Genomic DNA, 25,493 nt, shown 5'->3' with positions numbered 1-25,493 from the left:
TTAATAAAAAAATGTTCGCTTTTTGGTTGACTTCTTTTTCGGTTTTGGTACAATTATATTGTTTGAATAGATCGTTTGAAAATTGCGGAGGTGCTTTAATAATGTCTTCAGTAGTAGTTGTAGGAACACAATGGGGCGACGAAGGAAAAGGTAAAATCACTGATTTTCTTTCTGAGCATGCGGAAGTAGTTGCAAGATATCAAGGTGGAAATAACGCGGGACATACAATTGTTTTCGGCGGAGTTAAATATAAGTTACACTTAATTCCATCTGGTATTTTCTATAAAGAGAAAATTTGTGTAATCGGAAATGGCTTAGTAGTAGATCCGAAAGCATTACTTGAAGAGTTAAAATACTTACACGACCGTGGTGTAAGTACTGATAATTTACGTGTAAGTAACCGTGCACACGTTATTTTACCTTATCACTTAAAACAAGATGAGTTAGAAGAGGCTAGTAAAGGTGATAACAAAATCGGTACAACGAAAAAAGGTATCGGTCCTGCATATATGGATAAAGCTGCTCGTATTGGTATCCGTATGGCTGATCTTTTAGATCGTGAAGCATTTAAAGAGAAGCTTGAGCGCAATTTAGTAGAGAAAAATCGTTTGTTTGAAAAAATGTACGATACAGAAGGTTTCAGTGTAGAAGAAATCTTTGAGGAGTACTTCGAATATGGACAACAAATCGCACAATATGTATGCGACACATCTGTTGTATTAAATGATGCACTAGATAACAATCACCGTGTATTATTTGAAGGTGCACAAGGTGTTATGCTTGATATTGACCACGGTACGTACCCATTCGTTACATCTTCTAACCCGATTGCGGGTGGTGTAACAGTTGGAACTGGAGTTGGTCCTGCGAAAGTTACTCGCGTTGTAGGTGTATGTAAAGCATATACAAGCCGTGTTGGTGACGGTCCATTCCCTACTGAACTTAATGATGAAATTGGCCATCAAATTCGTGAAGTTGGTCGTGAGTACGGAACAACAACTGGTCGTCCGCGCCGCGTAGGTTGGTTCGATAGCGTTGTTGTAAGACATGCGCGTCGTGTTAGTGGTTTAACGGATCTATCATTAAATTCTATCGACGTTTTAACAGATATTCCAACTCTTAAAATTTGTGTTGCTTACAAATACAATGGCGAAGTTATCGATGAAGTTCCAGCAAACTTAAACATTTTAGCGAAATGTGAGCCTGTATATGAAGAGCTTCCAGGTTGGACAGAAGATATTACTGGTGTAAAATCATTAGACGAGCTTCCTGAAAATGCACGAAAATACGTAGAACGTGTTTCTGAGTTAACAGGAATTCAATTATCTATGTTCTCAGTTGGACCAGATCGTAACCAAACGAATATTGTTCGTAATGTATACGAAGCTTAATTGATATTTTAAGAAAAAACTCATGTCCGCATGAGTTTTTTCTTATCTTTTATAAAAAAATGAAAAAAAGTATTGCGAAGAATACAGAATACATGTTATGATACATCTTGTCGTCACGAAAATATGACGTTGGTGAGTATGAGCCATTAGCTCAGTTGGTAGAGCATCTGACTTTTAATCAGAGGGTCGAAGGTTCGAATCCTTCATGGCTCACCATTTTATTTTTCGTGGCCCGTTGGTCAAGTGGTTAAGACACCGCCCTTTCACGGCGGTAACACGGGTTCGAATCCCGTACGGGTCATGTTTTTTTTATGCTTATTTTTGGTCCCGTGGTGTAGTGGTTAACATGCCTGCCTGTCACGCAGGAGATCGCCGGTTCGACCCCGGTCGGGACCGCCACTTTTGTTTATACCACCATTAGTGGTTTTATATATAGTTTTGGCTCGGTAGCTCAGTCGGTAGAGCAGAGGACTGAAAATCCTCGTGTCGGCGGTTCGATTCCGTCCCGAGCCACTCTCAGGATATTAAGTGGGCCCACTTAATATCCTTTTTATTTATGTAATTTTACAAAACTGAGTAGTTATTTTAAAATAGAACGAGGAGCCTCTAGCAGTTGAAGCTAGAGGTTTTTCTATAGATCGTATAGGATTCCGTGTAAAAGTGGATCATACATGAGTCTATGAGAATAGAGGAGAAAATACTTAAACAAAGGATGCGGTCATATAGGACATACTATGTAAACATCAATATGTTTAGGGATTATTGACCATATTTTTATAAGGAGGAAATAGACGATGATGGGAAAGAAAATTTTAGTAGTTGATGATGAAAAGCCGATTGCAGATATTTTGAAGTTTAACCTAGAAAAAGAAGGTTTTGAAATAGTAATGGCGCATGATGGTGATGAAGCAATTGAAAAAGCTAATGAAGAACAACCAGATATGGTTTTATTAGATATTATGCTACCAGGTAAAGATGGCTTAGAGGTTTGTCGTGAAATACGTAAAAGTTCAGAAATGCCGATTATTATGCTTACAGCAAAGGACTCTGAGATTGATAAAGTATTAGGGCTTGAGCTTGGGGCAGATGATTATGTAACGAAGCCATTTAGCACGAGAGAATTACTTGCTCGTGTGAAGGCGAATTTACGCCGTCACCAACAAGGTGGTGCTGCAGAAAAAGAAGAAAATACAGAAATGGTTATTGGACCAATTGTTATTAATCCAAATGCATATAGTGTAACGAAGCGCGAGGAAAATATCGAGCTTACACATCGTGAATTTGAGTTGCTACATTATTTAGCGAAACACTTAGGACAAGTTATGACACGCGAACATTTATTACAAACAGTTTGGGGTTATGACTATTTTGGAGATGTGCGCACAGTAGACGTAACAGTACGTCGTTTGCGTGAAAAAATTGAAGATAATCCAAGCCATCCTACTTTAATTGTAACTAGACGTGGAGTAGGGTATTACTTGCGTGACCCAGAGCAGGAATAGTATATGAAGAAAGTTGGTTTTTTTCAATCTATTCATTTAAAATTTGTGCTTATATATATGCTATTAATATTAATAGCGATGCAAGTTATTGGGGTATATTTTGTAAGGGAATTAGAGAAGAGCCTAGTACAAGGTTTTAGGGATTCTTTAACGCAGCAAACAAACTTATTATCATATAACTTGAAACAAGAATTTAAAAAAAGTTATACAAAAGCAGAAACAGAGTCAACAGATGAAACGATTAAAACTTCTATTCGAAAGTTTGCCTCTGATCAAAAAAAAGTTATACAAGAGGTAAGTGTATTTGATTCGCATAGAAAGTTACTGGCTATTTCAGATGAATCAAAGCAGAATAAGGTGAATAGAACATCAACTGATATAGCTGTTCAGCGAGTGTTGGTGCAAAAAAAGCCAGAAGTGAAAATTGAGAAGGATGGTAGTACAGGCCATCGTGTTCAAGTTATGCTTACTCCGATTCTAGATGATAATGGCAAGGATGCGCTTGGTGTTATATACATCGTTGCATCTATGGAAGATGTATATAAACAAATGAAGGATATAAATCAAATTTTTGCTACGGGAACAGTAATTGCCTTATTAGTAACGGCCGTACTTGGGATTTTATTGGCTCAAACAATTACAAGACCAATTTCAGATATGCGGAGACAAGCAATCGAAATGGCAAAAGGAAATTATTCGAGAAAAGTAAAGGTGCATAGCCATGATGAAATTGGACAACTGGCATTATCCTTCAATAATTTATCAAAAAAATTACAACAAGCGCGTTCTTCTACAGAAAGTGAAAGGCGTAAACTATCATCTGTTTTATCTCATATGACAGATGGAGTAATTGCTACTGACCGAAAAGGGGATATTATTTTACTAAATGACCCTGCGGAAAAAATGTTAAATGTTTCTCGTGAAACAGCGCTCGATCAATCTGTTTTAGAGGTATTAGGGATACAGGAAGAATTTACGCTCGATCATTTATATGAAGAGCCAGATTCTGTTTTATTAGATTTTAGTACGAGAAATGAACCATATATTTTACGTGCTAGTTTCTCTGTTATTCAAAAAGAAACAGGGAAGGCAAATGGTTTAATTGCCGTATTATATGATGTAACAGAGCAGGAGCGTATAGAAAGGGAACGCCGTGAGTTTGTGGCGAATGTCTCTCATGAATTAAGGACGCCATTAACGACGATGCGCAGTTATTTAGAGGCACTTACAGATGGAGCATGGCAGGATCCGAATATCGCACCACAATTTTTAACGGTTACACAAGAAGAAACAGAAAGAATGATTAGACTTGTAAATGCGTTGTTACAGCTATCTAAACTTGATAGTACAGAGCACCGTTTAATGAAAGAATGGGTCGACTTTACTGATTTCTTTAATAATATTATTGATCGCTTTGAAATGTCTAAAGAACAAAATGTAAGTTTCAAACGATCTTTCTCTAAGAAGTCTAGGTTTATTGATATGGATACTGACAAAATTACTCAAGTGCTGTATAACATTATTTCTAACGCATTAAAGTATTCACCAGAAGGTGGAACAGTAACATATCGCTTACGTGATCGCGGTGATTTATTAGAAATTAGCGTAAGTGACCAAGGAATGGGTATTCCAAAAGAAAACGTTGATAAAATCTTTGAACGTTTTTATCGCGTAGATAAAGCTCGTTCAAGACAAATGGGTGGTACGGGACTTGGATTAGCAATTGCAAAAGAAATGATCGAGGCACATGGTGGCTCTATTTGGGCGAAGAGTGAAGAAGGAAAAGGGACAACTATTTATTTCACGTTACCAATGGCAGCAGATGAAGAGGACGATTGGGAATGAGTATGGAAAACTTTAAAACAATAGTTTTAATTAACCTAGTTGTAATTAGCCTGTTTCTTACTTTTAACCTATGGACGTATGTGCCAGATTCTACATCCATGCAAAACGCAAAATTTGTACAGGGCAATGAAGGAACGAATCAAACTAAAATTTCCGATGTTGTCCGTCCTACTTCTATCATCGTGCATAAAGATAAAAATCATTATGGGAGCAGAAGAGAGGCAGATATAGAATCAATCTATAAGCCTTTGGAAGTAGGGGAACTACATGAGTTTAGAGAGATATCAATCACTAAGGATGATTTCCTATCCTATGTGCATGGTGAAGGGAAAATTGAACTTGTTTTCCCTACTGATATCCCATTTGATGCAGTTAAATCTATGTTTAACATGAAAGAGAAAAGTACAGATAAACCTAAACATTTTAATCGTATTCTCCTTGATCCTTCTAGGAGTAAGGATCAAGAAATTAAAATTAACTTTGTTTCTGATGGTGATAACTTTAAAATATATGAGGCAAAATTAAGTGGTGTGTATTTAAAAGATATTGTAAATGCTCAAAATCAATTTATAGTATCAGCAAAGCCCTATTTTGATTATCAAATCAATGATATGAAAAAGTTATTTTTACCAGATGGCACGACAGAGTTAAACAATATAACATATATTTCATCTAATTTAGCAGTTGATACGTTTAAGAATGCTCTGTTTAGTGATCCTCGTTATTTAAGTCCGATTACTGAGATATCGAAAGAAACATTTACAGATGGTATTAGATCCATGGAAATTGAAAACGATCGTCACATGCTAAAGTATAAAAACTCTTCTGTCTTAACTGAGAAAACGATAGATAATTTAATGCTGTTACAAAAAAGCTTTGAATTTGTAAGTGGTCACAGTGGAAGTTTGGATTCATATCGTTTGGACTATATGAATAAAGGAGAGACAGTATTTCGCTTACATGAAGATGGATATTCCGTATTCAATACAGATGGATTAGCTGAATTGAGACAAAAATGGGGATCAGAAGAAGTAATGGAATATGAAAGACCGTTGCTGTCTTTAAATACTAAAGGCATAGAACAGAAAGTTACTCTTCCGTCAGGGCATGTTGTAATAGCATCCCTAGAAAATAATCCAGAGATAAAGAAACAAGTAATTAAGGATATTGGTATTGGATACAAGTTATCACTAGATGGGCAAGTAGTTCGACTACAACCAATTTGGTATGTAAAGCTTGTTGAAGGTGAAACGGGTAAACAGCAAATCTATGAGTGGAGTGAGGGAGGACTAAATGGATTGGGATCGAATTAAAACCATATTTATTGTGACCTTTTTTGTTTTGGACCTCTTTCTCATTTTTCAATTCATTCAAAAGCAAGATAGTAATCAATTGGAGCTTATTGCAGAAACAAAGATAGATCAAGAATTAAAAGCAAATAAAATTACTATAGGGAATATCCCTAAGGAACCGAAGAAAGAGTCATTTATTAGAGCGGAAAATAAAGCCTTTAAAGAAGATGATATACAGTCTTTGAAAAATCAAACGGCGCATATACAAAATATGTACACGATAGAAAGTAAGCTAAAAGAGCCTTTTTTAAATACGAAATCATTATCAAAAGATAAGTATAATGAATTTTTGAAGAACTATGTATTGGATGGACAAAAGTATGAATTTGGAGCGGTGAAAGACTCTAAAATTTATTTCTTCCAAAAATATAAAGATAAGCCTATTTTCTATAATAATCAGGCGATGATTGTTGTGGAATTAAATGAAAAAAATGAACTTGTTTCATATACGCAGACAATGCTAACTGATTTAAAAGAAATGGGCGAAGGTGAAAAAACGAAAGAGCAAGAAATTATTACGGCTCAAACAGCTTTAGAAAATTTGTATTTAAAAAATAAAATTCATGGAAATACACATGTTAAAGAAGCGCAAATTGGTTATGCCACTCTTACCGCATCTACGTCTAATAACCAAGTACTTGCTCCAACATGGAATTTAAAAACGGAGCAAAAGCAGGACTTCTTTGTGAATGCAATTGAAGGACAAGTTATGGAATTAGGGGAAAAGGAAAATCAAGTGGTTGATGAACATACTGGAGTGAGAAATAATGGGGTTGCATTTTAGCGTACTTGCAAGTGGAAGTACAGGAAATATGCTATACGTAGGAACCGATGAAAAAAAATTACTAGTCGATGCAGGTTTAAGTGGTAAAGCGACAGAGGCTTTATTTAAACAAGCAGAACTGAATATAAATGATGTATCAGGTATTCTTGTAACACATGAGCATAGTGATCATATTAAAGGGTTAGGTGTATTGGCGCGAAAATATGATTTACCTGTTTATGCGAATGAGAAAACATGGAATGCAATGGAACATTTAATAGGAAATATCCCAACTGAGCAAAAATTCATTTTCTCAGTTGGGGATGTGAAAACATTTGGTGATATTGAAGTCGAATCATTTGGAGTTTCTCATGATGCGGCAGAACCGATGTTTTATGCTTTCCATAACAATAATAGGAAATTAGCGCTTATTACAGATACGGGATACGTAAGCGACCGTATGAAGGGCGTTATTAAGGGAGCTAATGCTTTCGTGTTTGAAAGTAATCATGATGTGGAAATGCTTCGTATGGGACGTTACCCATGGAGCATTAAACGACGTATTTTAAGCGACGTTGGGCATGTTTGTAATGAGGATGCTGCATTAGCGATGGCAGATGTAATTACAGATGAGACAAAGCATATTTATTTAGCCCATTTAAGCTTAGATAATAACATGAAAGAACTAGCGCGTATGTCAGTATCACAAGTACTAGAGGAAAAAGGATTTGGAGTGGGTGAATCCTTTGAAATTCACGATACAGATCCAAAAATGCCTACAAAAATTCAATACGTATAATTCTTCATTTTAGTAAACAATAAAGGTGAATATAGTTGTTTTCAGGAAGATGGGTGAACAAATATGTCCTTTATTGATGAAGAAAATTATCGTATGAAACGTGCAGGAAAAAAGAAGCATAAAGGTATAGTTCTTTCTAGTATAGCGGGAACAATTGTAGGAGCTTCTTTATTTGCGTTTGGAGCTCCTTTATTTTCAAATTCTGCTGATACGCTTCCGCAAGCTGAAGCAAGCGGAAGTAATATGGCCGAAGCTCAAGGAATTAAACAGATTAGCTTTGTAGATGCTGTTGATCGTGCATCTGAAGCTGTTGTGGGTGTTATTAACATTCAACGAGATAACTTTTCAGAGGCAGATTCAGAGGCTGGTACAGGATCAGGAGTAATTTATAAAAAGACAGATGGTCAAGCTTATATTGTAACGAATAATCATGTTGTAGCTGGAGCGAATCGTATTGAAGTAAGTCTAAGTGACGGTAAGAAGGTTCCTGGAAAAGTATTAGGAACCGATGTAGTCACAGATTTAGCTGTATTAGAAATAGATGCAAAGCATGTGAAAAAAATAATTGAAATTGGCGATTCTAATACTGTTCGCAGAGGAGAGCCAGTTATTGCGATTGGAAATCCACTTGGACTGCAATTCTCTGGAACTGTTACGCAAGGTATTATTTCAGCTAATGAACGTATTGTCCCTGTAGATTTAGATCAAGATGGACATTATGATTGGCAAGTAGAAGTGTTACAAACAGATGCGGCGATTAACCCAGGGAATAGTGGCGGTGCGCTTGTAAATGCAGCAGGACAATTAATTGGTATTAATTCAATGAAAATTGCTGCAAAAGAAGTAGAAGGAATCGGACTGGCTATTCCAGTGACTAGGGCTGTTCCGATTATGAATGAACTTGAGAAGTATGGAAAAGTAAGAAGACCGTATGTTGGGATTGAACTTAGATCATTAAATGAAATTCCAAACTATTATTGGTCAAAAACATTACATTTACCAGGTACTGTAACAGAAGGAGTTTGTATTTTGGATGTGAAAAGTCCTTCGCCAGGCGCGGATGCTGGTTTAAGAGAACATGATGTTATTGTGGCAGTAGATGGAAAACCGATTCGCGATATTATTGGATTCCGCACGGCCTTATATGATAAGGAAATTAATGATAAAATGACTCTTACGTTTTATCGTGGTACAAAAAGAGTAACAACAACAGTGAAATTAGGCATTCAAAAGTATTAAAAACAGGAGGGCCTACCTCCTGTTTTCTATTGTAGAAAAGTGAGGTGAAGAAAATGAATTTACCTTGTTGTTTAGAACATGTTGAATTAGCGTTAGATATTATTGTGGATGAGTGTGAAGTTGCACCGGTTATCAACAGTGTGGATAACTCAGAAAAAGAGAAAAAAACATGTGAATTTTGTCAAAATGAGGCGACATATGTTGTATCGAACACAGATTCTCACACAATATGTGGGTAGTGTTTGTGGATATGTGGATAAGTTTTGTGGATAACATGTTTGTAAGGTGGAGGATACGTGTGAATATCTCGATTATTTCAATTGGGAAATTAAAAGAAAAATATTTGAAACAAGGTATAGCAGAATACTTAAAACGATTATCAGCATACGCAAAAGTAGAAGTAATTGAATTGCCAGATGAAAAGGCACCAGAAAATTTAAGTGAAGCAGAAATGTTAATTGTAAAGGAAAAAGAAGGTATACGTATACTGGATAAGATTTCTGATGACACGCATGTGATTGCATTAGCTATAGAAGGAAAGCAAAAGTCATCAGAAGAATTTGCGGTCAGTCTAGATCGCCTTGCTACATATGGAAAGAGTAAAGTCGCATTTGTAATTGGTGGATCACTCGGACTAAGTTCAGAAGTAATGAAGCGTTCAAACGAATCACTTTCTTTTTCAAAGATGACGTTACCACACCAATTAATGCGATTAGTGTTGCTTGAGCAAGTGTATAGAGCGTTTCGGATTAATCGTGGGGAACCGTATCATAAGTAAGATATTCTATGTAAAACAAAGGTAAGACGCTGATATTATCATATTTATTTTATTATGCCTATAACTGGAGGCTATGTGAATGGTAAGTGATCAGACGAGATATTCTAGGCTCGCGAATATAACAAAAATAATAAATACGAAATTAGAACTACGTGAAGTATTGCAGCGTGTGACAATGGCGATATCAGAGGAGATTGTTAGGTGCGATGCTGTTGGAATTTATTTACCCCAGGAAGATGGAACATTTAGAGGGTTTGCAGGAAAACCAGAGACCATAAATGGCGTAACACTCGATACTCAGGTAGTTGATCCTGAAATAGACTTACTGGCAAAAGAAGTTATTGAAACGAAAAAAACCATCTATATTCCTGATACCTCAAAGGATCATCGACCAGATCCGAGACCAGTTGATGCGTTTAAAATTAAGTCCTTATTAGTTCTGCCTATCTCATTTAGGCAAGAGTTATTTGGTCTGGTTTTTTTATTTGATTATGGGATTCCGATGAACTTAACAGATTCAGAAATTCAAAGTGTTGAAGCTTATGTAAATATGGCCGCGGTCGCAATTCAAAACGCAAATAATTTAACACAAAAGGAAAACCTTATTGTTGAGAAGCAGCTGTTACTAAATGTTACCCGTGATTTATCAATGTGTTCCTCGATACAGGAGAGTTTTGATAAATGCTTTTTTTACTTAGAACAGATTTTAGAGGGTAAAAATATGACTGCCCATCTTCTAGATCCGCTAGACAAAACAATAATTAAAACAACGAAATTAAGTAAGGGCTGTGATTGGACAGAAGCTGATTGGACAGAGAAAAGCTATGAAGCCAAGATCCAAGAAGTTATTCAAACAAAAAATATAGATAGTAAGGATTTATTGATGATCCCATTGATTTCAATGGGAGAAGTATTAGGGGTAATCGTCGTTGGGAAAGAAGGAAAAGCTCACAATTACGATAATTCTCAAATTCAACTAGCAAAATCTATCGTTGATGCCACAGCCCCTACGTTTTCAAATTTGTTATATATGGATAAACTAGAAAGTATAGTGGAAGAGCGAACGGGAGAGCTAGCTGCTGCTAATGAAAAAGTTACAAGTGTGATTGAATGTATTACGGATGGATTCTTTACTTTAAATAATAAATGGGAATTTACGTACGTAAATAAGCACCAATATTTTCCGCAAAGAAAAACAGCAAAAGATGTATTAGGAAAGAATATATGGGATGTTTTCCCGAGTGATATCGACACAGTTATGTATAAGGAATTTCATCGTGCGATGTCAGAACGAACTACAGTTCATTTCGAATTTCTTTCTACTGCAGATGAATATTGGCACGAAGTTATTGCATACCCGTATGATGATGGTATTTGTTGTATTTTTAAAAACATAACGGAAAAAAAGAAATATGAACAGGAATTGAAAAGATTATCTAACATTGATTTAATAGGGCAAATGGCAGCAGGTATCAGCCATGAAATTAGAAATCCAATGACAACGGTACTAGGATTTTTGCAGTTATTAAAAGAAGAGAATACCTATGAGAAACATAATAAGTACTTTCATTTAATGATTGAAGAACTTAACCGTGCCAATTCTATTATTACTGAATTTCTCTCAATGGGTAATACAAGGAAATTGGATTTGCAGATGTTAGATTTAAATTCACTTATCCGCGATATTATTCCTTTAATAAAGATTGATACGTATAATCAAAATAAATATATTCAATTCGATACAAATGACATTCCGAAATTACTTTTAAATCGTAATGAGATACGGCAATTATTAATGAATCTATATCGTAATGGCTTAGAAGCGATGAGTACAGGGAAAGTTCTAACGATTAGCACCTACAAGGAAGGTCAAAATTGTGTGGTGCTTGCAGTGCAGGATCAAGGAAAAGGTATCAGGCCTGAAGTATTAGAGAAACTGGGTACGCCATTTTACACGACCAAACATAATGGAACTGGATTGGGGTTAGGTGTATGTTATGCCATTGCTGCCCGCCATAATGCAAAAATAGAAATTCAAACAGGATCGGAAGGCACTACCTTTTTTGTTAAATTTAATTATGAAAATAATAAAAAATAAGCTTATTTAGAATAGTTATGATGAACCGTATCATAAATAAATTTATTCTTTGCATATAAAAAGGATAAAAAGACCATTGGACAAAAATTACCGATGGTCTTTTAAATATTATTAGATGGTATGTAGATTTCCTAAAATAAGTATGTTTCTATTTCCATAAAAATATGCTGTAATATGAAGAGGAAAAAGTATAAGTAGTTAGAGAAGTGAGGAATTAAAGGTGAAGAAGTTTAAGAAGTTTTACTTGGAGATTACGAGTGTATGTAATCTTGCGTGTAGCTTTTGTCCGCCGACGGAAAGGCAGAAGCAATTCATTTCTGTAGAGGATTTTGCTAAAAGATTAGACCAAATTAAACCTCACACAGACTACATTTATTTGCACGTGAAGGGGGAGCCGTTGCTCCATCCGAAAATAGATCAACTATTAGACTTAAGTCATGAAAAAGGGTTTAAAGTTAATATTACAACGAACGGAACGTTAATTAATAAGAGAAGGCATAGACTGTTAAATAAGCCCGCGTTAAGACAAATGAATTTTTCACTGCATAGTTTTGATGGGCACCCAGGTTCGCAAGATAAAGAAGGCTATGTAAGGAGTATACTTTCCTTCATTAGGGAAGCGACAAGTCAATCAGATTTAATTGTATCGTTAAGGTTATGGAATTTAACTCAGGATAATAAAACAAATGCTGAAATCCAGAAAAATAGAGAGTTATTATCCATAATTGAAAATGAATTTGATCTATCTTATCAGATTGAAGAGAAGCTTACACCAGGAAAAGGTATAAAAATTGCAGAACGTGTCTTTATTAATCAAGACTATGAATTCCAGTGGCCAGCATTACATGAAGAAGAGGACGATGGGAAAGGATTCTGTCATGGACTTCGTAATCAGGCAGGGATTTTAGCCAATGGGACGGTTATTCCTTGTTGTTTAGATGGTGAAGGGATTATTAACCTTGGAAATATTAATAATGATTCATTTTCTAACATTATAGAAGGTGAAAGAGCAACAAACATTGTCGATGGATTTTCAAAAAGAGTTGCGGTTGAAGAACTTTGTAGGAAATGTGGATACCGCAAAAGGTTTGGGAAGTAAATATAAAATAAGCCCTCATAAAGCGAGGGCTTATTTTTTTATTCTTGATAAGAATGCTCTAATTCATCAATTAATGAACCAACGTAAGAAACAGCTTTACGGATTGCATCTGGTTTTGACATATCTATTCCGGCATGTTTCATTAGTTCAAGTGGTTTCATTGTACCACCAGCGCGAAGCACATCTAACCAGCGATCAATAGCAGGTTGTCCTTCTTCTTTAATCATTTGAGCTACTGCAGTAGATGCAGTGAGGCCTGCGGAATATGTGTAAGAATATAGCCCCATATAATAATGAGGCTGACGCATCCAAGTTAAGCCCGCACCTTCATCGATTTCCACAGAATCTCCCCAGAATGTCGAAAGGACATTTGTTTTAATTTCAGTTAAAGTTGTAGCTGTAAGGGCCTGTCCTTCTTCTGCTAGAGCATATACTCTACGTTGATATTCACCCTCAAGTAAATGAGTAACAAAGTTGTGATAATATGTGCCGAGTAGTTGTAGAATGACCCATCTGCGCATTCTCTTATCGTCGGTAGTCGCTAGTAAATGCTGAGCTAATAGTAATTCATTCATAGTTGATGGTGCTTCAACAAAGTACATAGATGGACGTACGTTCATGATACGTTGATTTTTATTTGCTAAATAGAAATGACCAGCATGTCCAAATTCATGTGCTAAAGTGAAGCATCCACGCATCGTATTTTGCCATGTAATTAAAATATAGGGATGAGAGCCGTATGGACTTGAGCAAAATGCCCCTGTTGATTTGCCTACGTTATCTGCAAGATCTACCCATCTTTCTTTGAATCCTTTTTCGATTATGGAACTATATTCATCGCCTAATACTTTTAAAGAATTTTGAATGAGCGTGCCTGCTTCTTCATAAGTAATCGCCGGATTAAATTCGGGATCTAAAGGTGCATGTAAGTCACAGAAAAGCATTTGATCGAGTCCTAATACTTTCTTTTTTAAATCTGCAAAACGGCGCATATGAGGTGCTAATTCTTTATAAATAATATCAAGTTGGTTGTTATACGTTTCAAGTGGAACCTTTTGTGGTTCTAATAGCATATGGGTAACGGATTCATATTTACGTAAACGAGAAAGTGTTACTTGTTTTTTTACTTCGGTAGCATATGTAGTCGCAACTGTATTTTTATAGCGTTTCAAAGTGGAAACAAATGATGAGTATGCTTTTCTACGTATGTATGCGCTTGGAGAAAATTCATATTTGCTTTCAAATAATGCGAAAGAAACAGGGAGTTCGTTTCCTTGTTCGTCTTGTATAGAAGTGAAATCCATATCTGCCAATTTAGTCATGCCGTAAATTTTGTATGGAGAACTATGAACTTCGCCAAGTGCAGCAAGTGCTTCTTCTGTTTCAGGAGAGAGAGTGTGCTGCCTTTTTTGGAGTATTTCTAGTAACGACTTACGGAAAGGTTCGAGTTTTGTTTCTTCAGTTAAATATTTTTCAATTGTTCCTTCGTCGAATGAGAGGATTTCATTATGAATAAAGGATAGTGCAGTATGTACTTTCGTCCATAAAGCAGAAATTTTGGAAGAGTTCGCTTGAATAATTGGATTTGTACGATCAGTAGATTCTTTTAAATTTGCATATGAGTACAGTTTTGTTAACTTCATTAAAAGCTCTTCTTCTAAAAGTAGACAATTTAATAAAGTTGTGGAGTTAGTATGTAACCGTCCTTTAAATGCATCAAGTTTCTGTATATTATTTTCTAATACGTTTAATGCGGTATGCCACTCATCATCAGACTTATACAAATCAGACAAATCCCATTTTAGTTCGTTAGGTACTTCCGCACGAACAAGACGATTCTCAATTATAGTTTTCATGTCTTACATCCCCCTTATTAAAAGCATCTAAAAATATGATACTAGAAAATTCAGTAAAATAAAAATATTTAACATTTTTATATATGAAAAAGAAGGAGAAGCAATTCTATGCTTCTCCTTCTTTTTAATTTTAAGAATTAATATACTTTGTCACCATTGAAAATCGAGTTTTTCACGACAACATAATCTACAGTACGAATAGCATCTAGTTTTGTTCCACCAGCGTAAGAGATAGAAGATTGAAGATCTTGTTCCATTTCGATTAACGTATCTTCTAAAGAACCTTTATGCTCAACGAACATTTTCTTACCTTCAACGTTTTTCTTCTCACCCTTTTGGAATTCAGAAGCAGAACCGAAGTATTCTTTATAAAGTTTGCCATCTCTTTCGATAGTTTCCCCTGGAGACTCTTCGTGACCAGCGAATAGAGAACCGATCATTACCATAGTTGCCCCAAATCGAATAGATTTAGCTACGTCGCCGTGTGTACGAATACCACCATCAGCGATAATTGGCTTACTTGCAGCTTTTGCACACCAGCGAAGTGCAGCTAGCTGCCAACCACCAGTTCCGAAGCCTGTTTTAATTTTAGTAATACAAACTTTACCAGGTCCAATACCAACTTTTGTTGCATCAGCACCAGCATTTTCTAATTCTCTTACCGCTTCTGGAGTTCCAACGTTTCCAGCGATAACGAAGCTCTCTGGTAAATGTTTTTTAATATGTTGAATCATGTTGATCACAGCATTAGAATGACCGTGTGCGATATCAATCGTGATATATTCAGGTGTAAGTTGCTCAGCAGCTAATTGTTGTACGAATTCATATTCGTCCTCTTTTACACCAACGCTGATAGAAGCGATTAATCCACGTGATTGCATATCTCTAATGAATGAGATTCGTTTCTCTGGTTGGAAACGATGCATGATATAGAAGTAATTGTTTTCAGCTAAATAAGTTGCGATTCTTTCATCAATAATCGTTTGCATATTTGCAGGCACGACAGGTAATTTAAATTTATGTTTTCCTAAAGTGACAGTTGTATCACATTCAGAGCGGCTATTTACAATACATTTTGCAGGAATTAATTGAATATCTTCATAGTCGAATACGTTTTCCATCATTTACACCCCTAAAATACGAATATTTTATTTTTATTAATCAAAAATGTTCGTCCATAGGATAATTTACATTATTTTTATTAAGAAGTCAAAGGATTTCTTAACATTTTTTGAAAAAATAGATTTTATATCTGAAAAACAACGTTAAAAACGAATTTAAAACGTTTTTTCAATTGTATTGTTCGTTTATGGAAAAGGTTGAAAAATTGAGATAATTACACAAGGTTGTATGTATTCTTTTTATTTTTTGGTAGGGCGAGGGTACTATGAAAGGGTTAATGCTAACAATACGAGCAAAAGATGTTATCAATTAGTTGAACAATATATGAAATGATAAGGTTTATTTCTATATAAAAAGATGAATCTGGCATGATCCACCTTTTTATGTGAGGTTTCAAGTATAATAAGTAGGGTGATAGTAACGTATACAAAAGATAAAAAAGAAAATAATACAGAATAAAATGAGGTTAATATATGAGTAAAAAAAGTTTTTCTGATTATAAATTAAGTAAGGAAATTGTAAGGGCACTTACTGGGTTAGGATATGATCATCCAACAGAAGTACAAGGTGAGGTTATTCCAGTCGCATTACAAAAGAAGGATCTTGTTGTGAAGTCCCAGACTGGAAGTGGAAAAACAGCTTCATTTGGTATTCCACTTTGTGAAATGGTGGAGTGGGAAGAGAATAAACCACAAGCATTAGTTTTAACACCAACGAGAGAGCTTGCGGTACAGGTAAAAGAAGATATTACGAATATAGGTCGATTCAAAAGGATTAAGGCTGCGGCAGTTTATGGGAAATCTCCATTTGCACGTCAAAAATTAGAATTAAAGCAAAAGACACATATTGTAGTTGGGACTCCTGGTCGTGTGTTGGATCATATTGAAAAGGGTACCCTTTCTTTAGAGTGTTTGAAGTATTTAGTTATTGATGAAGCAGATGAGATGCTAAATATGGGCTTTATCGATCAAGTAGAGGCAATTATTGATGAATTACCTACAAAAAGAATGACAATGTTATTTTCAGCAACACTTCCAGAAGATGTTGAAAAATTATCTCGTACATATATGAATTCACCAATTCATATTGAAATTAAAGCGGCCGGGATTACAACGGATAAAATTGAACATACTCTTTTTGAGGTGATAGAAGACGAGAAGCTTTCACTACTTAAAGATGTAACAACGATTGAGAATCCTGATAGTTGTATTATTTTCTGTCGTACACAAGAAAATGTAGATCATGTATATAGACAGTTAAAACGAGCTAACTATCCTTGCGACAAAATACATGGTGGTATGGTACAAGAAGATCGTTTTGAAGTCATGGATGATTTTAGAAAAGGGAAATTCCGTTATTTAGTAGCAACAGACGTGGCTGCGAGAGGAATCGATATTGATAATATTACACATGTTATTAATTATGATATTCCACTTGAAAAAGAAAGCTATGTACATCGTACTGGGAGAACGGGACGAGCTGGAAATAGTGGAAAAGCTATTACATTTATAACACCATATGAAAATAGATTTTTAGAAGAGATTGAGGATTATATTGGTTTTGAAATTCCAAAGGCAATTGGACCTTCAAAAGAAGAAGTTATGAAAGAGAAAGCTGCATTTGAAGAAAAGATACATGCTAAACCAATTATAAAGAAAGATAAAAATGCGGACATAAACAAAGGCATTATGAAGCTGTACTTTAATGGCGGGAAGAAAAAGAAAATTAGAGCGGTAGATTTCGTCGGTACAATTGCTAAAATTAAAGGTGTTACAGCAGAAGATATAGGCATTATTACGATACAAGATAACGTTTCTTACGTTGAAATATTAAATGGAAAAGGACCACTTGTCTTGAAAGTCATGAAGACTACAACGATTAAAGGGAAACAATTAAAAGTTCATGAGGCAATTAAGTAAATAAAAAACTATCCACTTTAATAGGTGGATAGTTTTTTATTTATGATTTTTTCAAATCATCAACTAGTTGCTCTGCTAAACGTCTATACATATTACTCATAGTCACGAAGGATGTTAGTAGTAGAAATTTTTCTAGCTTTGTATCTTCTAAGGAAGAAATCTCATTTACTTCTGTAACACGTTTATTTACGTCTTGTTTAAAGCTTTCGACATTGCTTTCAGTAAGAGTAAGATAATTTTTATATACCGCATTTAATTCAAATGAATCATCGTTTAATAAGGAGTCATTTATATTTTCTAATGAACTTTTTATATCGTTAATGGAGAGTGCGCCCTTTAATTGGTAAATTAGGCTAATTAAAATCATATGCTCTTTTGAATACTTTTTATTTTTGATAGGGATAAATAGTTTCCCTTTTGCGTAATTATTAATCATCGTTTTTGTTAATACTTTTTCATCATCAGTTCTCGTTGTATCTGCATAAGTATTCTCAAATAGTTGGACAACTTGGTCTACATATAAGTCAACATTTGGAATATCCTCAAGTTTAATATTTTTTTCTAAATGTAATGTCTCAAGTAATTCATTTATATTTTCCACGTAGAATCCCTCACTTTTATAACTTAGTGGAACTTAATGTTTAATATATCTTTAAATATGGTATTACGAAACAAATGAATTGTAAATGTTGACCTTAAAAAGAAATGTGTATATAATTACATGTAGTTATCGAAACTATATGTAATTATATGAGGGGTGTTATTATGAATACTTATGTAAGGGAACCAGTTAACGCATTTACTCACTTAGGTGGAGCGATATTATCATTTATTGCCTTATTAGCTATGCTTGTGAAAGTTTCTATTAAGATGCCATCATTTGCTGCAATTACAGCTGTTATTTTGTTTGGTATTGGAATGATGGTCCTTTATACGGCGTCAGCTGTGTATCATAGTGTTGTGGCCAATGAACGTGTTATTTACTTCTTTAGGAAGCTAGATCATTCTATGATTTTTATATTAATTGCAGGTACATATGCACCCTTTTGCTTGATTACATTAAATTCAGCAAGTGGTTTACTATTATTTTGTTTAGTCTATGCAACTGCGATTTGTGGCATTGTATTTAAAATGTTTTGGTTTAATTGTCCAAGATGGTTATCGACAGCAATTTATATTACGATGGGTTGGTTAATTGTTTTATTCTTTGCACCGTTAGCTGAGAATTTAAGTACAGGAGGCATTATTTTCTTAGTACTTGGAGGCATTTTTTATACAATTGGTGGATTTATTTATGGAACAAAGCCAAAATGGTTAGAGTTTAAATATATGGGGCATCATGAAATTTTTCATGTTTTTGTATTATTAGGTAGTCTTGCGCATTTTCTAAGTGTATATTGTTACGTAATTTAATAAAAAAACGCTACATAATAAAAATTATGTGGCGTTTTTTTATTACCTGATTAGAATCGTATATGTTATAAAATTATTATGGGATAAAATGTAAGTTTCTGTGTTCGCATGTTAAACATAGGATAAGAAATATGTGATATACTTTGAGAAGTTTATAATGAATGAAATATGGAGGACTATAATTATGGCAATACTTGTAACAGGTGGAGCAGGATATATTGGTAGTCATACATGTGTAGAATTACTAAATAGCGGTTACGAAGTTATAGTAGTGGATAACCTTTCGAATAGCTCGGTAGAATCTATAAATCGAGTGAAAGAAATAACAGGAAAACAATTTAAGTTTTATAAAGAAGATGTTTTAAATCGCGAAGCAATTGACGCAATTTTTGAAGAAAATGCAATTGACGCAGTTATTCACTTTGCAGGATTTAAAGCTGTAGGGGAGTCAGTAGCGATTCCATTAACATATTATCATAACAACATTACAAGCACGTTAGTGCTATGTGAAGTAATGCAGAAACATAATGTTAAGAAGATGATCTTTAGTTCATCTGCAACTGTATATGGTATTCCAGAAACGTCACCGATTACGGAGGAGTTTCCATTAAGTGCAACAAATCCATATGGTCAAACGAAATTAATGATTGAGCAAATTATGCGTGATGTAGCATTTGCAGATGCAGAATGGAGTATTGCATTACTTCGCTATTTCAATCCATTTGGTGCACACGAAAGTGGGCGTATCGGAGAAGATCCAAATGGAATCCCAAATAACTTAATGCCATATGTAACGCAAGTAGCAATAGGTAAGTTAAAAGAATTAAGTGTATTCGGAAATGACTATCCAACGAAAGATGGAACGGGAGTCCGTGATTACATCCATGTTGTGGACTTAGCAAATGGTCACGTAAAGGCACTTGAGAAAGTACTGAGTACAACAGGAGTAGATGCTTATAACCTGGGCACAGGTATGGGCTATAGTGTACTAGAGATGGTTGAAGCGTTTGAAAAAGTTTCGGGCAAGAAAGTTCCTTATAAAATTACAGAGCGTCGCCCAGGTGATGTGGCAGTATGTTTTGCTGATGCATCGAAAGCAAAGCGTGAATTAGGCTGGGAGGCAACACGTGGATTAGAAGAAATGTGTGCAGATTCTTGGAAATGGCAATCAAATAATAAAAATGGCTATTTAGAAGTTTAATGATGAATATAAAAAAATGACCTTTGCATAAAAGCAAGAGGTCATTTTTTATATTCATTTTCTATTAAGTTTATTAGCGAACCTAGAAAAGAACGTTCGCTATTTTATAGGAATATTTGGCTGGCAACACATGTAGGAATCAATATTTTCAATGTAAGTAAAGGTATTGATTATTAAGTATGCGTTCTATTTCTCGTTTTAGAACGAAATTGTATTTAATATAGCCTAGTAGTAAGTGAATGAAGATTGAAAAGTGCTACAGAGGTATTGTTATAAATAAGGCAAATTATCGGAAAGGATATAGATGGGGGATCAACTGCCCGTAAAACCCCCCACTAATTAAAGCTTCACTTATGATCAGCCAGCAACACAAGAGCAATTTCAGCGAGCATATGTAAATTTATTAAAAGAAATTAAAGGTTTTGAATCAAGCCTATTCCTTATACAAAATTGAGGGTTTGAAACAATCAAAAACTGCTAAGGGGTACTATCGCGTTTTAGGTCCGTAATACAATTTTCTTATAAGATAGAATGTATTACGGACCACCACCTATTACATAATAGGAGGAATTAATGAATTCGAACAAGTTGTTTGTGATATACTGTGTTTCCCTCTTGACTTGTATATGGTGGGAGACTTCGCCCGAAACAATTTGCAATAATATTGGAGTGAGCGGGATAAGAAATACGTATTTCATACAAATCAACAGTCTCATCTAAATTAGCATAAAAGACTGCGAGATGATTGCCTTGTAAAACATATGGGAATTCTACTTCTACATTTTCACCAATTAATACAGGTAACTTTACAGGATTAGAATAATTAGACCAATCCCACACTTCTATATTTACATAGTGAGCGTAATATGCATCTAAATTTACAATGTTTACGACTGCTGAAATAGTTGCAGGCTCTCTTGTTAACACACCTGTAGAGTGAAAAACAGAATGATTTGGATAATGAAGAGGCATAAATATCAAACCTTTCTTAAAATGATATGATTTTACAATATCTTATGCTAGAAGGTAGTAGAATGAGATAGAGGAATGTATTATTTTATTAATTTTTTATAGAAATTGAAAGCGTATTATTGAAAAGTATTCCAACACTTGTATCATTGCTAGAGTCCGTTTATAATCAAGGAATCCTAGTTCATGTTTTGATAGGATTATTTATTATTGAAAGCGTTTTAAGTTCGCTCCTTTTTAAGGTAGGAGGTCTGACTTATTCAGATGAAAAATTATGTATGTAGTTTTAAATGGGAAGAAAAATAATATCAGTATCACTTTATAGTGTGGGGAGGTTAAAAGTGTGAAAGGTAAAGATTTTCACACGAATATATATGGGTTATATAGGATTATTACTTTCAGGGGCAGCTTTATTTTTAAATAGTCTTGTTATATTAGGGAAAGCAGAGATGAAAAGTGCGGGTGTTTTTAATTTATTTGTGGGTGCACTACAAATTATTATTCCGTTTTATTTGATCATGATTTCTGACCAAAGCAATTGGACAGTGTATTCATATGCGGCTACTTTCTTATTTGGATTAACTTATTTATATGTAGGTGTTACTTTTATAAAAGGAATGGATAGTAGTGGTCTAGGATGGTTTTGTATTTGGGTAGCAATTATTGCTTTATTCTATATGGTTGTTTCATTTGTTCAATTCCATGATGTTGTTAATGCATTAACGTGGTTTATGTGGGCATTACTTTGGTATTTATTCTTTGTATTAAATACACAAAAGAAGAACATCAATCAATATCTTGGAAGGATTGCCTTCGTACAATCATGGGTAACATTGACTTTACCTTCACTATTTTATTTTATGGGAGTATGGGGAGAGGGATTCGTATATGAACTATGGGTTTATGTATCAGTAATTTCTATTTTGTACTTCTGTTATTGTATTTATAAATATCGAGTACGTTAATATATGATCTGCATAAAAGCATGGAATCGTTAAACTGATTTCATGCTTTTTTATATATTAGCGTTTTATAATAAAAGAGGTGGTATCTCATAAATCATGAAAATGGGGATGATGAAATTGAAGAAAGTGTTGGTGCTAGGAGGAACAAGGTTTTTTGGTAAACATTTAGTAGAGTACCTTTTGCAAGCTGGACACGATGTAACAATTGCCACAAGGGGAGTTACTGAAGATTCTTTTGGTAGCGCAGTAAAAAGAATAATTGTCGATAGAAAAGATAGAAAGCTACTAGAAGAGCGTCTAGAAGGAAAAAGTTATGATATTGTATACGATAATTTATGCTATAGTTCAAATGCAGCGAAAATGGTATGTGAAGTTTTGAAAGGAAAAACGAAGAAGTATATTATGACATCTTCAATGGCTGTCTATGAACCTGCATTAAGTTTGTTAGAAGAGGACTTTAATCCATACGAATATGCAATTACATATGGAGATAGAAATGATTTTAATTATAGTGAAGGAAAGCGATTAGCCGAAGCGGTTTTATTTCAATATGCAACATTCCCAGTCGTTGCAGTGCGTTTTCCAGTTGTTATTGGAGAAAATGACTATACGAAAAGGTTACAATTTTACGTTGAATGTGTTGTGAACCAAAAACCTATCGTTGTGGATCATGTAGATGGAACTTTGTCATTTATACATGAAAAAGAGGCAGGAGAGTTTCTAGCTTGGTGCGGAATGGAAAATGTGAAAGGACCAATTAACGCCTGTAGTAACGGGGTAGTTTCTACGGAAGAAATTATTCATTTCATAGAAGAGAAGACGGGAATAAAAGCACTCATCCAGGAAGCTGGAGAAAATATAGCTCCTTATAATGAGGTAACTAACTGTACGTTACATAATGGAAAGGCTCGTAAATTTGGATTTTTGTTCCGAGAGCTGAAACTAGAAATAAAAAATGTTTTAAAACATTATATAAATACAATGAAGTAATCATAAATCCCCCGGTGGCAATCCGGGGGATTCTGGAGGATTTCGACAATACTGATTTTACATTACCAAATTTACCTTATACATACGACTAATGTTTTTGTGATTGAATTGCTTGTAAATACTTCTCGTTTACTTGGTCCCAGTTTACTGTATGCCACCAATTGGTAACAAACTCTGGGCGCCGATTTTGATACTTTAAATAATAAGCATGTTCCCATACATCAATTACGAGTAAGGGGATTTTCCCTTCTTGCAAAGGCGTATCTTGATTTGGTGTACTCATAACAGAGAGTTCCTCACCGTCAAGAACAAGCCATCCATAGCCACTTCCAAAACGACTAATAGCTGCTTTGGAAAGTTGATCTTTTAAGTTGTCAAAGGTATTGAAATAATAATCAATTACTTTTGCAACGTCTCCATTAGGCTCACCGCCACCTCGTGGGCTCATCACTTCCCAAAAAAGACTATGACAATAGTGACCACCACCGTTATTTCTTACAGCTGTAACAATTTCCTTCGGTAAAGCATCTAAATTACATAGCAATTCTTCTAAAGATTTATTATGTAATTCAGTATAATTTTCTAAAGTAGCATTTAAATTGTTTACGTATGTCGCATGGTGCTTTCCATGATGAATGGAAAGTGTATTGCTATCGATATGTGGCTCTAGTTCATCATAGTCATATGAAAGCTTTGGCAATTGAAATGAAGACATAACATTACCTCCTTTCTATTTAAAAAAGTTGGTCTAGGTAAAAATACTTTACCTGAGTCAAAAATACACCCATTTTCCATATAAGTCAATAGTAAGTCTGTTAATTTTCTGAAAAATATTACAATAAAAGTAACACTCTCAATTTCATTTGTGACTCCTATCCTTTTTGCTTATACTGTAAAGTAGCAAGGTTTTGTTGAAATAGAAGGAGATTGTTTATGAGTAAAACGAAACAATTAATAGAGGAAGCAAGTAATTTTATTACGATTTGTTATAAGGAGCTTCATAAAGAACAATTGATAGAAGAACGTATAAAAGAAATTCAAATTGAGATAGAGAAGACAGGGACATATGAGCATACATTTGAAGAACTTGTTCATGGTTCACGAATGGCATGGCGTAACAGTAATAGATGTATTGGAAGACTATTTTGGAGTAAGATGCACATATTAGATGCGCGCGAAGTAAATGATGAAGAGGGTGTATATAATGCATTAATTCATCATATTAAATATGCAACGAACGATGGAAAAGTTAAACCAACCATTACGATTTTTAAGCAATATCAAGGTGAGGAAAATAATATACGAATTTATAATCACCAATTGATTCGATATGCAGGATATAAAACAGAAATGGGAGTGATCGGTGACTCGCATTCCGCTACATTTACGGACTTTTGTCAGGAGCTTGGCTGGCAAGGAGAAGGTACGAATTTCGATGTATTGCCACTTGTATTTTCTATAAACGGGAAGGCGCCTACATATAAAGAAATTCCGAGGAAAGAAGTAAAAGAAGTGCCAATTGAACACCCAGAATACCCTATTTCATCACTTGGAGCAAAATGGTATGGGGTTCCAATGATTTCAGATATGCGCTTAGAAATTGGCGGTATTTCTTATACAGCCGCTCCGTTCAATGGATGGTATATGGGAACAGAAATTGGGGCGCGCAACTTAGCGGATCATGATCGTTATAATTTACTTCCGGCTGTTGCGGAGATGATGGATTTAGATACATCGAGAAACGGTACGTTATGGAAGGATAAGGCGCTAATTGAGTTGAATATTGCCGTACTACACTCTTTTAAAAAACAAGGAGTTAGTATTGTTGATCATCATACTGCTGCACAACAATTTCAGCAATTTGAGAAGCAAGAAGCTGCTTGTGGTCGTGTTGTAACAGGTAATTGGGTGTGGCTTATTCCACCGCTATCTCCAGCTACCACTCATATTTATCATAAACCGTATCCGAATGAAATTTTGAAGCCAAATTTCTTTCATAAATAATATTTAGTGCAGTTTTTTTCTGCAAAATATATTTTTTTTAATTACTGTTATGTAGCAAATGGAAGCCTTTACTCTCGGTTATTTTTGGAAGAGGATTTTTGAACCAAGGAGTTCCTTATGTTATAATCAAATTTCTGTTTCGAAGACCTTATAGAAATATAAGGTCTTTTGTTTTGCTTTTTTATGTA

Annotated in this window: 22 protein-coding genes and 4 tRNA genes; 21 read left to right on the top strand and 5 right to left on the bottom strand. The window is 34.8% G+C overall.

Annotation, left to right across the window (positions count from 1 at the left end; all coding sequences use genetic code 11):
• Positions 1-101: 101 nt before the first annotated feature.
• The 15 genes from OXT04_RS23425 (at position 102) to OXT04_RS23355 (ending at position 12,866) form a co-directional block, all read left to right on the top strand.
• Positions 102-1,391 carry an adenylosuccinate synthase gene (locus tag OXT04_RS23425; RefSeq protein WP_000100230.1) on the top strand — a complete coding sequence of 430 codons (1,290 nt, stop codon included), beginning with the start codon at positions 102-104 and terminating at the stop codon, positions 1,389-1,391.
• A 140-nt stretch (positions 1,392-1,531) separates the two neighbouring features.
• Positions 1,532-1,607: transfer RNA gene (locus tag OXT04_RS23420), tRNA-Lys, on the top strand.
• A gap of 13 nt (positions 1,608-1,620) precedes the next feature.
• A tRNA-Glu gene (locus OXT04_RS23415) sits at positions 1,621-1,692 on the top strand.
• Between the two features lie 22 nt (positions 1,693-1,714).
• A tRNA-Asp gene (locus tag OXT04_RS23410) sits at positions 1,715-1,790 on the top strand.
• A gap of 41 nt (positions 1,791-1,831) precedes the next feature.
• A tRNA-Phe gene (locus tag OXT04_RS23405) sits at positions 1,832-1,904 on the top strand.
• Positions 1,905-2,185: 281 nt separating this feature from the next.
• Positions 2,186-2,893 carry a cell wall metabolism DNA-binding response regulator WalR gene (gene walR / locus OXT04_RS23400; protein WP_000971865.1) on the top strand — a complete coding sequence of 236 codons (708 nt, stop codon included), beginning with the start codon at positions 2,186-2,188 and terminating at the stop codon, positions 2,891-2,893.
• Between the two features lie 3 nt (positions 2,894-2,896).
• Complete coding sequence (gene walK, locus OXT04_RS23395) at positions 2,897-4,738, top strand: cell wall metabolism sensor histidine kinase WalK (RefSeq protein WP_000755367.1); 1,842 nt, start codon at positions 2,897-2,899, stop codon at positions 4,736-4,738.
• Positions 4,735-6,051, top strand: coding sequence for a YycH family regulatory protein (locus tag OXT04_RS23390; RefSeq protein ID WP_000061568.1), 1,317 nt, complete (start codon positions 4,735-4,737; stop codon positions 6,049-6,051). Before walK ends, OXT04_RS23390 begins: the two co-directional genes overlap by 4 nt.
• Positions 6,032-6,874 (top strand): two-component system regulatory protein YycI, encoded by an 843-nt coding sequence (locus OXT04_RS23385; protein WP_000383720.1) that lies wholly within the window; start codon positions 6,032-6,034, stop codon positions 6,872-6,874. The genes OXT04_RS23390 and OXT04_RS23385 overlap by 20 nt, the downstream gene beginning before the upstream one ends.
• Positions 6,858-7,652 carry an MBL fold metallo-hydrolase gene (locus OXT04_RS23380; protein WP_000522837.1) on the top strand — a complete coding sequence of 265 codons (795 nt, stop codon included), beginning with the start codon at positions 6,858-6,860 and terminating at the stop codon, positions 7,650-7,652. The genes OXT04_RS23385 and OXT04_RS23380 overlap by 17 nt, the downstream gene beginning before the upstream one ends.
• 63 nt (positions 7,653-7,715) lie before the next feature.
• Positions 7,716-8,891, top strand: a complete 1,176-nt coding sequence (locus tag OXT04_RS23375) for a S1C family serine protease (RefSeq protein WP_000008031.1) — start codon at positions 7,716-7,718, stop codon at positions 8,889-8,891.
• A gap of 53 nt (positions 8,892-8,944) precedes the next feature.
• The gene (locus tag OXT04_RS23370; RefSeq protein WP_001052833.1) at positions 8,945-9,130 is read left to right on the top strand and encodes a CxxH/CxxC protein; all 186 of its coding nucleotides are present in this window, start codon (positions 8,945-8,947) and stop codon (positions 9,128-9,130) included.
• A gap of 59 nt (positions 9,131-9,189) precedes the next feature.
• Entirely contained in the window at positions 9,190-9,669 is a 480-nt protein-coding gene (gene rlmH, locus OXT04_RS23365) for a 23S rRNA (pseudouridine(1915)-N(3))-methyltransferase RlmH (protein WP_001027003.1), read from the top strand.
• Between the two features lie 79 nt (positions 9,670-9,748).
• On the top strand, positions 9,749-11,767 hold the full coding sequence (locus OXT04_RS23360; RefSeq protein ID WP_267417938.1) for a GAF domain-containing sensor histidine kinase: 2,019 nt from the start codon (positions 9,749-9,751) through the stop codon (positions 11,765-11,767).
• Between the two features lie 220 nt (positions 11,768-11,987).
• Positions 11,988-12,866 (top strand): radical SAM/SPASM domain-containing protein, encoded by an 879-nt coding sequence (locus OXT04_RS23355; RefSeq protein ID WP_000713633.1) that lies wholly within the window; start codon positions 11,988-11,990, stop codon positions 12,864-12,866.
• Positions 12,867-12,904: 38 nt separating this feature from the next.
• Here the strand turns inward: OXT04_RS23355 and pepF are convergent, their stop codons facing one another.
• Both pepF and guaC read right to left on the bottom strand, forming a co-directional pair.
• Positions 12,905-14,722 (bottom strand): oligoendopeptidase F, encoded by a 1,818-nt coding sequence (pepF, locus tag OXT04_RS23350; RefSeq protein ID WP_097821458.1) that lies wholly within the window; start codon positions 14,720-14,722, stop codon positions 12,905-12,907.
• A gap of 137 nt (positions 14,723-14,859) precedes the next feature.
• A complete protein-coding gene (gene guaC, locus OXT04_RS23345; protein WP_000432447.1) occupies positions 14,860-15,843 on the bottom strand; it encodes a GMP reductase in 984 nt (327 codons plus the stop codon).
• A 474-nt stretch (positions 15,844-16,317) separates the two neighbouring features.
• Between guaC and OXT04_RS23340 the strand changes: the two genes are divergently transcribed.
• Complete coding sequence (locus OXT04_RS23340; RefSeq protein WP_016079555.1) at positions 16,318-17,763, top strand: DEAD/DEAH box helicase; 1,446 nt, start codon at positions 16,318-16,320, stop codon at positions 17,761-17,763.
• Between the two features lie 40 nt (positions 17,764-17,803).
• Here the strand turns inward: OXT04_RS23340 and OXT04_RS23335 are convergent, their stop codons facing one another.
• Positions 17,804-18,364 carry a DUF1836 domain-containing protein gene (locus OXT04_RS23335; RefSeq protein WP_029443708.1) on the bottom strand — a complete coding sequence of 187 codons (561 nt, stop codon included), beginning with the start codon at positions 18,362-18,364 and terminating at the stop codon, positions 17,804-17,806.
• Positions 18,365-18,528: 164 nt separating this feature from the next.
• On the opposite strand from OXT04_RS23335, the gene trhA reads away from it, so the two are divergent.
• Positions 18,529-19,176 carry a PAQR family membrane homeostasis protein TrhA gene (trhA, locus tag OXT04_RS23330; RefSeq protein WP_001099728.1) on the top strand — a complete coding sequence of 216 codons (648 nt, stop codon included), beginning with the start codon at positions 18,529-18,531 and terminating at the stop codon, positions 19,174-19,176.
• Positions 19,177-19,360: 184 nt separating this feature from the next.
• Entirely contained in the window at positions 19,361-20,377 is a 1,017-nt protein-coding gene (gene galE, locus OXT04_RS23325) for a UDP-glucose 4-epimerase GalE (protein ID WP_098013919.1), read from the top strand.
• Positions 20,378-20,947: 570 nt separating this feature from the next.
• Here galE and OXT04_RS23320 read toward each other — a convergent pair.
• Positions 20,948-21,349 carry a hypothetical protein gene (locus OXT04_RS23320; protein WP_016079559.1) on the bottom strand — a complete coding sequence of 134 codons (402 nt, stop codon included), beginning with the start codon at positions 21,347-21,349 and terminating at the stop codon, positions 20,948-20,950.
• 371 nt (positions 21,350-21,720) lie between these two features.
• Between OXT04_RS23320 and OXT04_RS23315 the strand changes: the two genes are divergently transcribed.
• On the top strand, positions 21,721-22,311 hold the full coding sequence (locus OXT04_RS23315) for an AmiS/UreI family transporter (RefSeq protein WP_000540540.1): 591 nt from the start codon (positions 21,721-21,723) through the stop codon (positions 22,309-22,311).
• 96 nt (positions 22,312-22,407) lie between these two features.
• Complete coding sequence (locus OXT04_RS23310) at positions 22,408-23,301, top strand: NAD-dependent epimerase/dehydratase family protein (protein WP_043924732.1); 894 nt, start codon at positions 22,408-22,410, stop codon at positions 23,299-23,301.
• 88 nt (positions 23,302-23,389) lie between these two features.
• On the opposite strand, the gene sodA is transcribed toward OXT04_RS23310, so the two are convergent.
• A complete protein-coding gene (gene sodA / locus OXT04_RS23305; protein WP_000094037.1) occupies positions 23,390-24,016 on the bottom strand; it encodes a superoxide dismutase [Mn] in 627 nt (208 codons plus the stop codon).
• 218 nt (positions 24,017-24,234) lie between these two features.
• On the opposite strand from sodA, the gene OXT04_RS23300 reads away from it, so the two are divergent.
• Positions 24,235-25,305: a nitric oxide synthase oxygenase gene (locus OXT04_RS23300; RefSeq protein WP_000047620.1), complete on the top strand. Its 1,071-nt coding sequence runs from the start codon at positions 24,235-24,237 to the stop codon at positions 25,303-25,305.
• Positions 25,306-25,493: the final 188 nt, after the last annotated feature.

Source organism: Bacillus sp. GC_Bacil_1, assembly GCF_026540675.1.
In the GTDB taxonomy this organism is placed as follows: domain Bacteria; phylum Bacillota; class Bacilli; order Bacillales; family Bacillaceae_G; genus Bacillus_A; species Bacillus_A cereus.
This window is presented reverse-complemented; position numbering and strand designations above follow the sequence as displayed.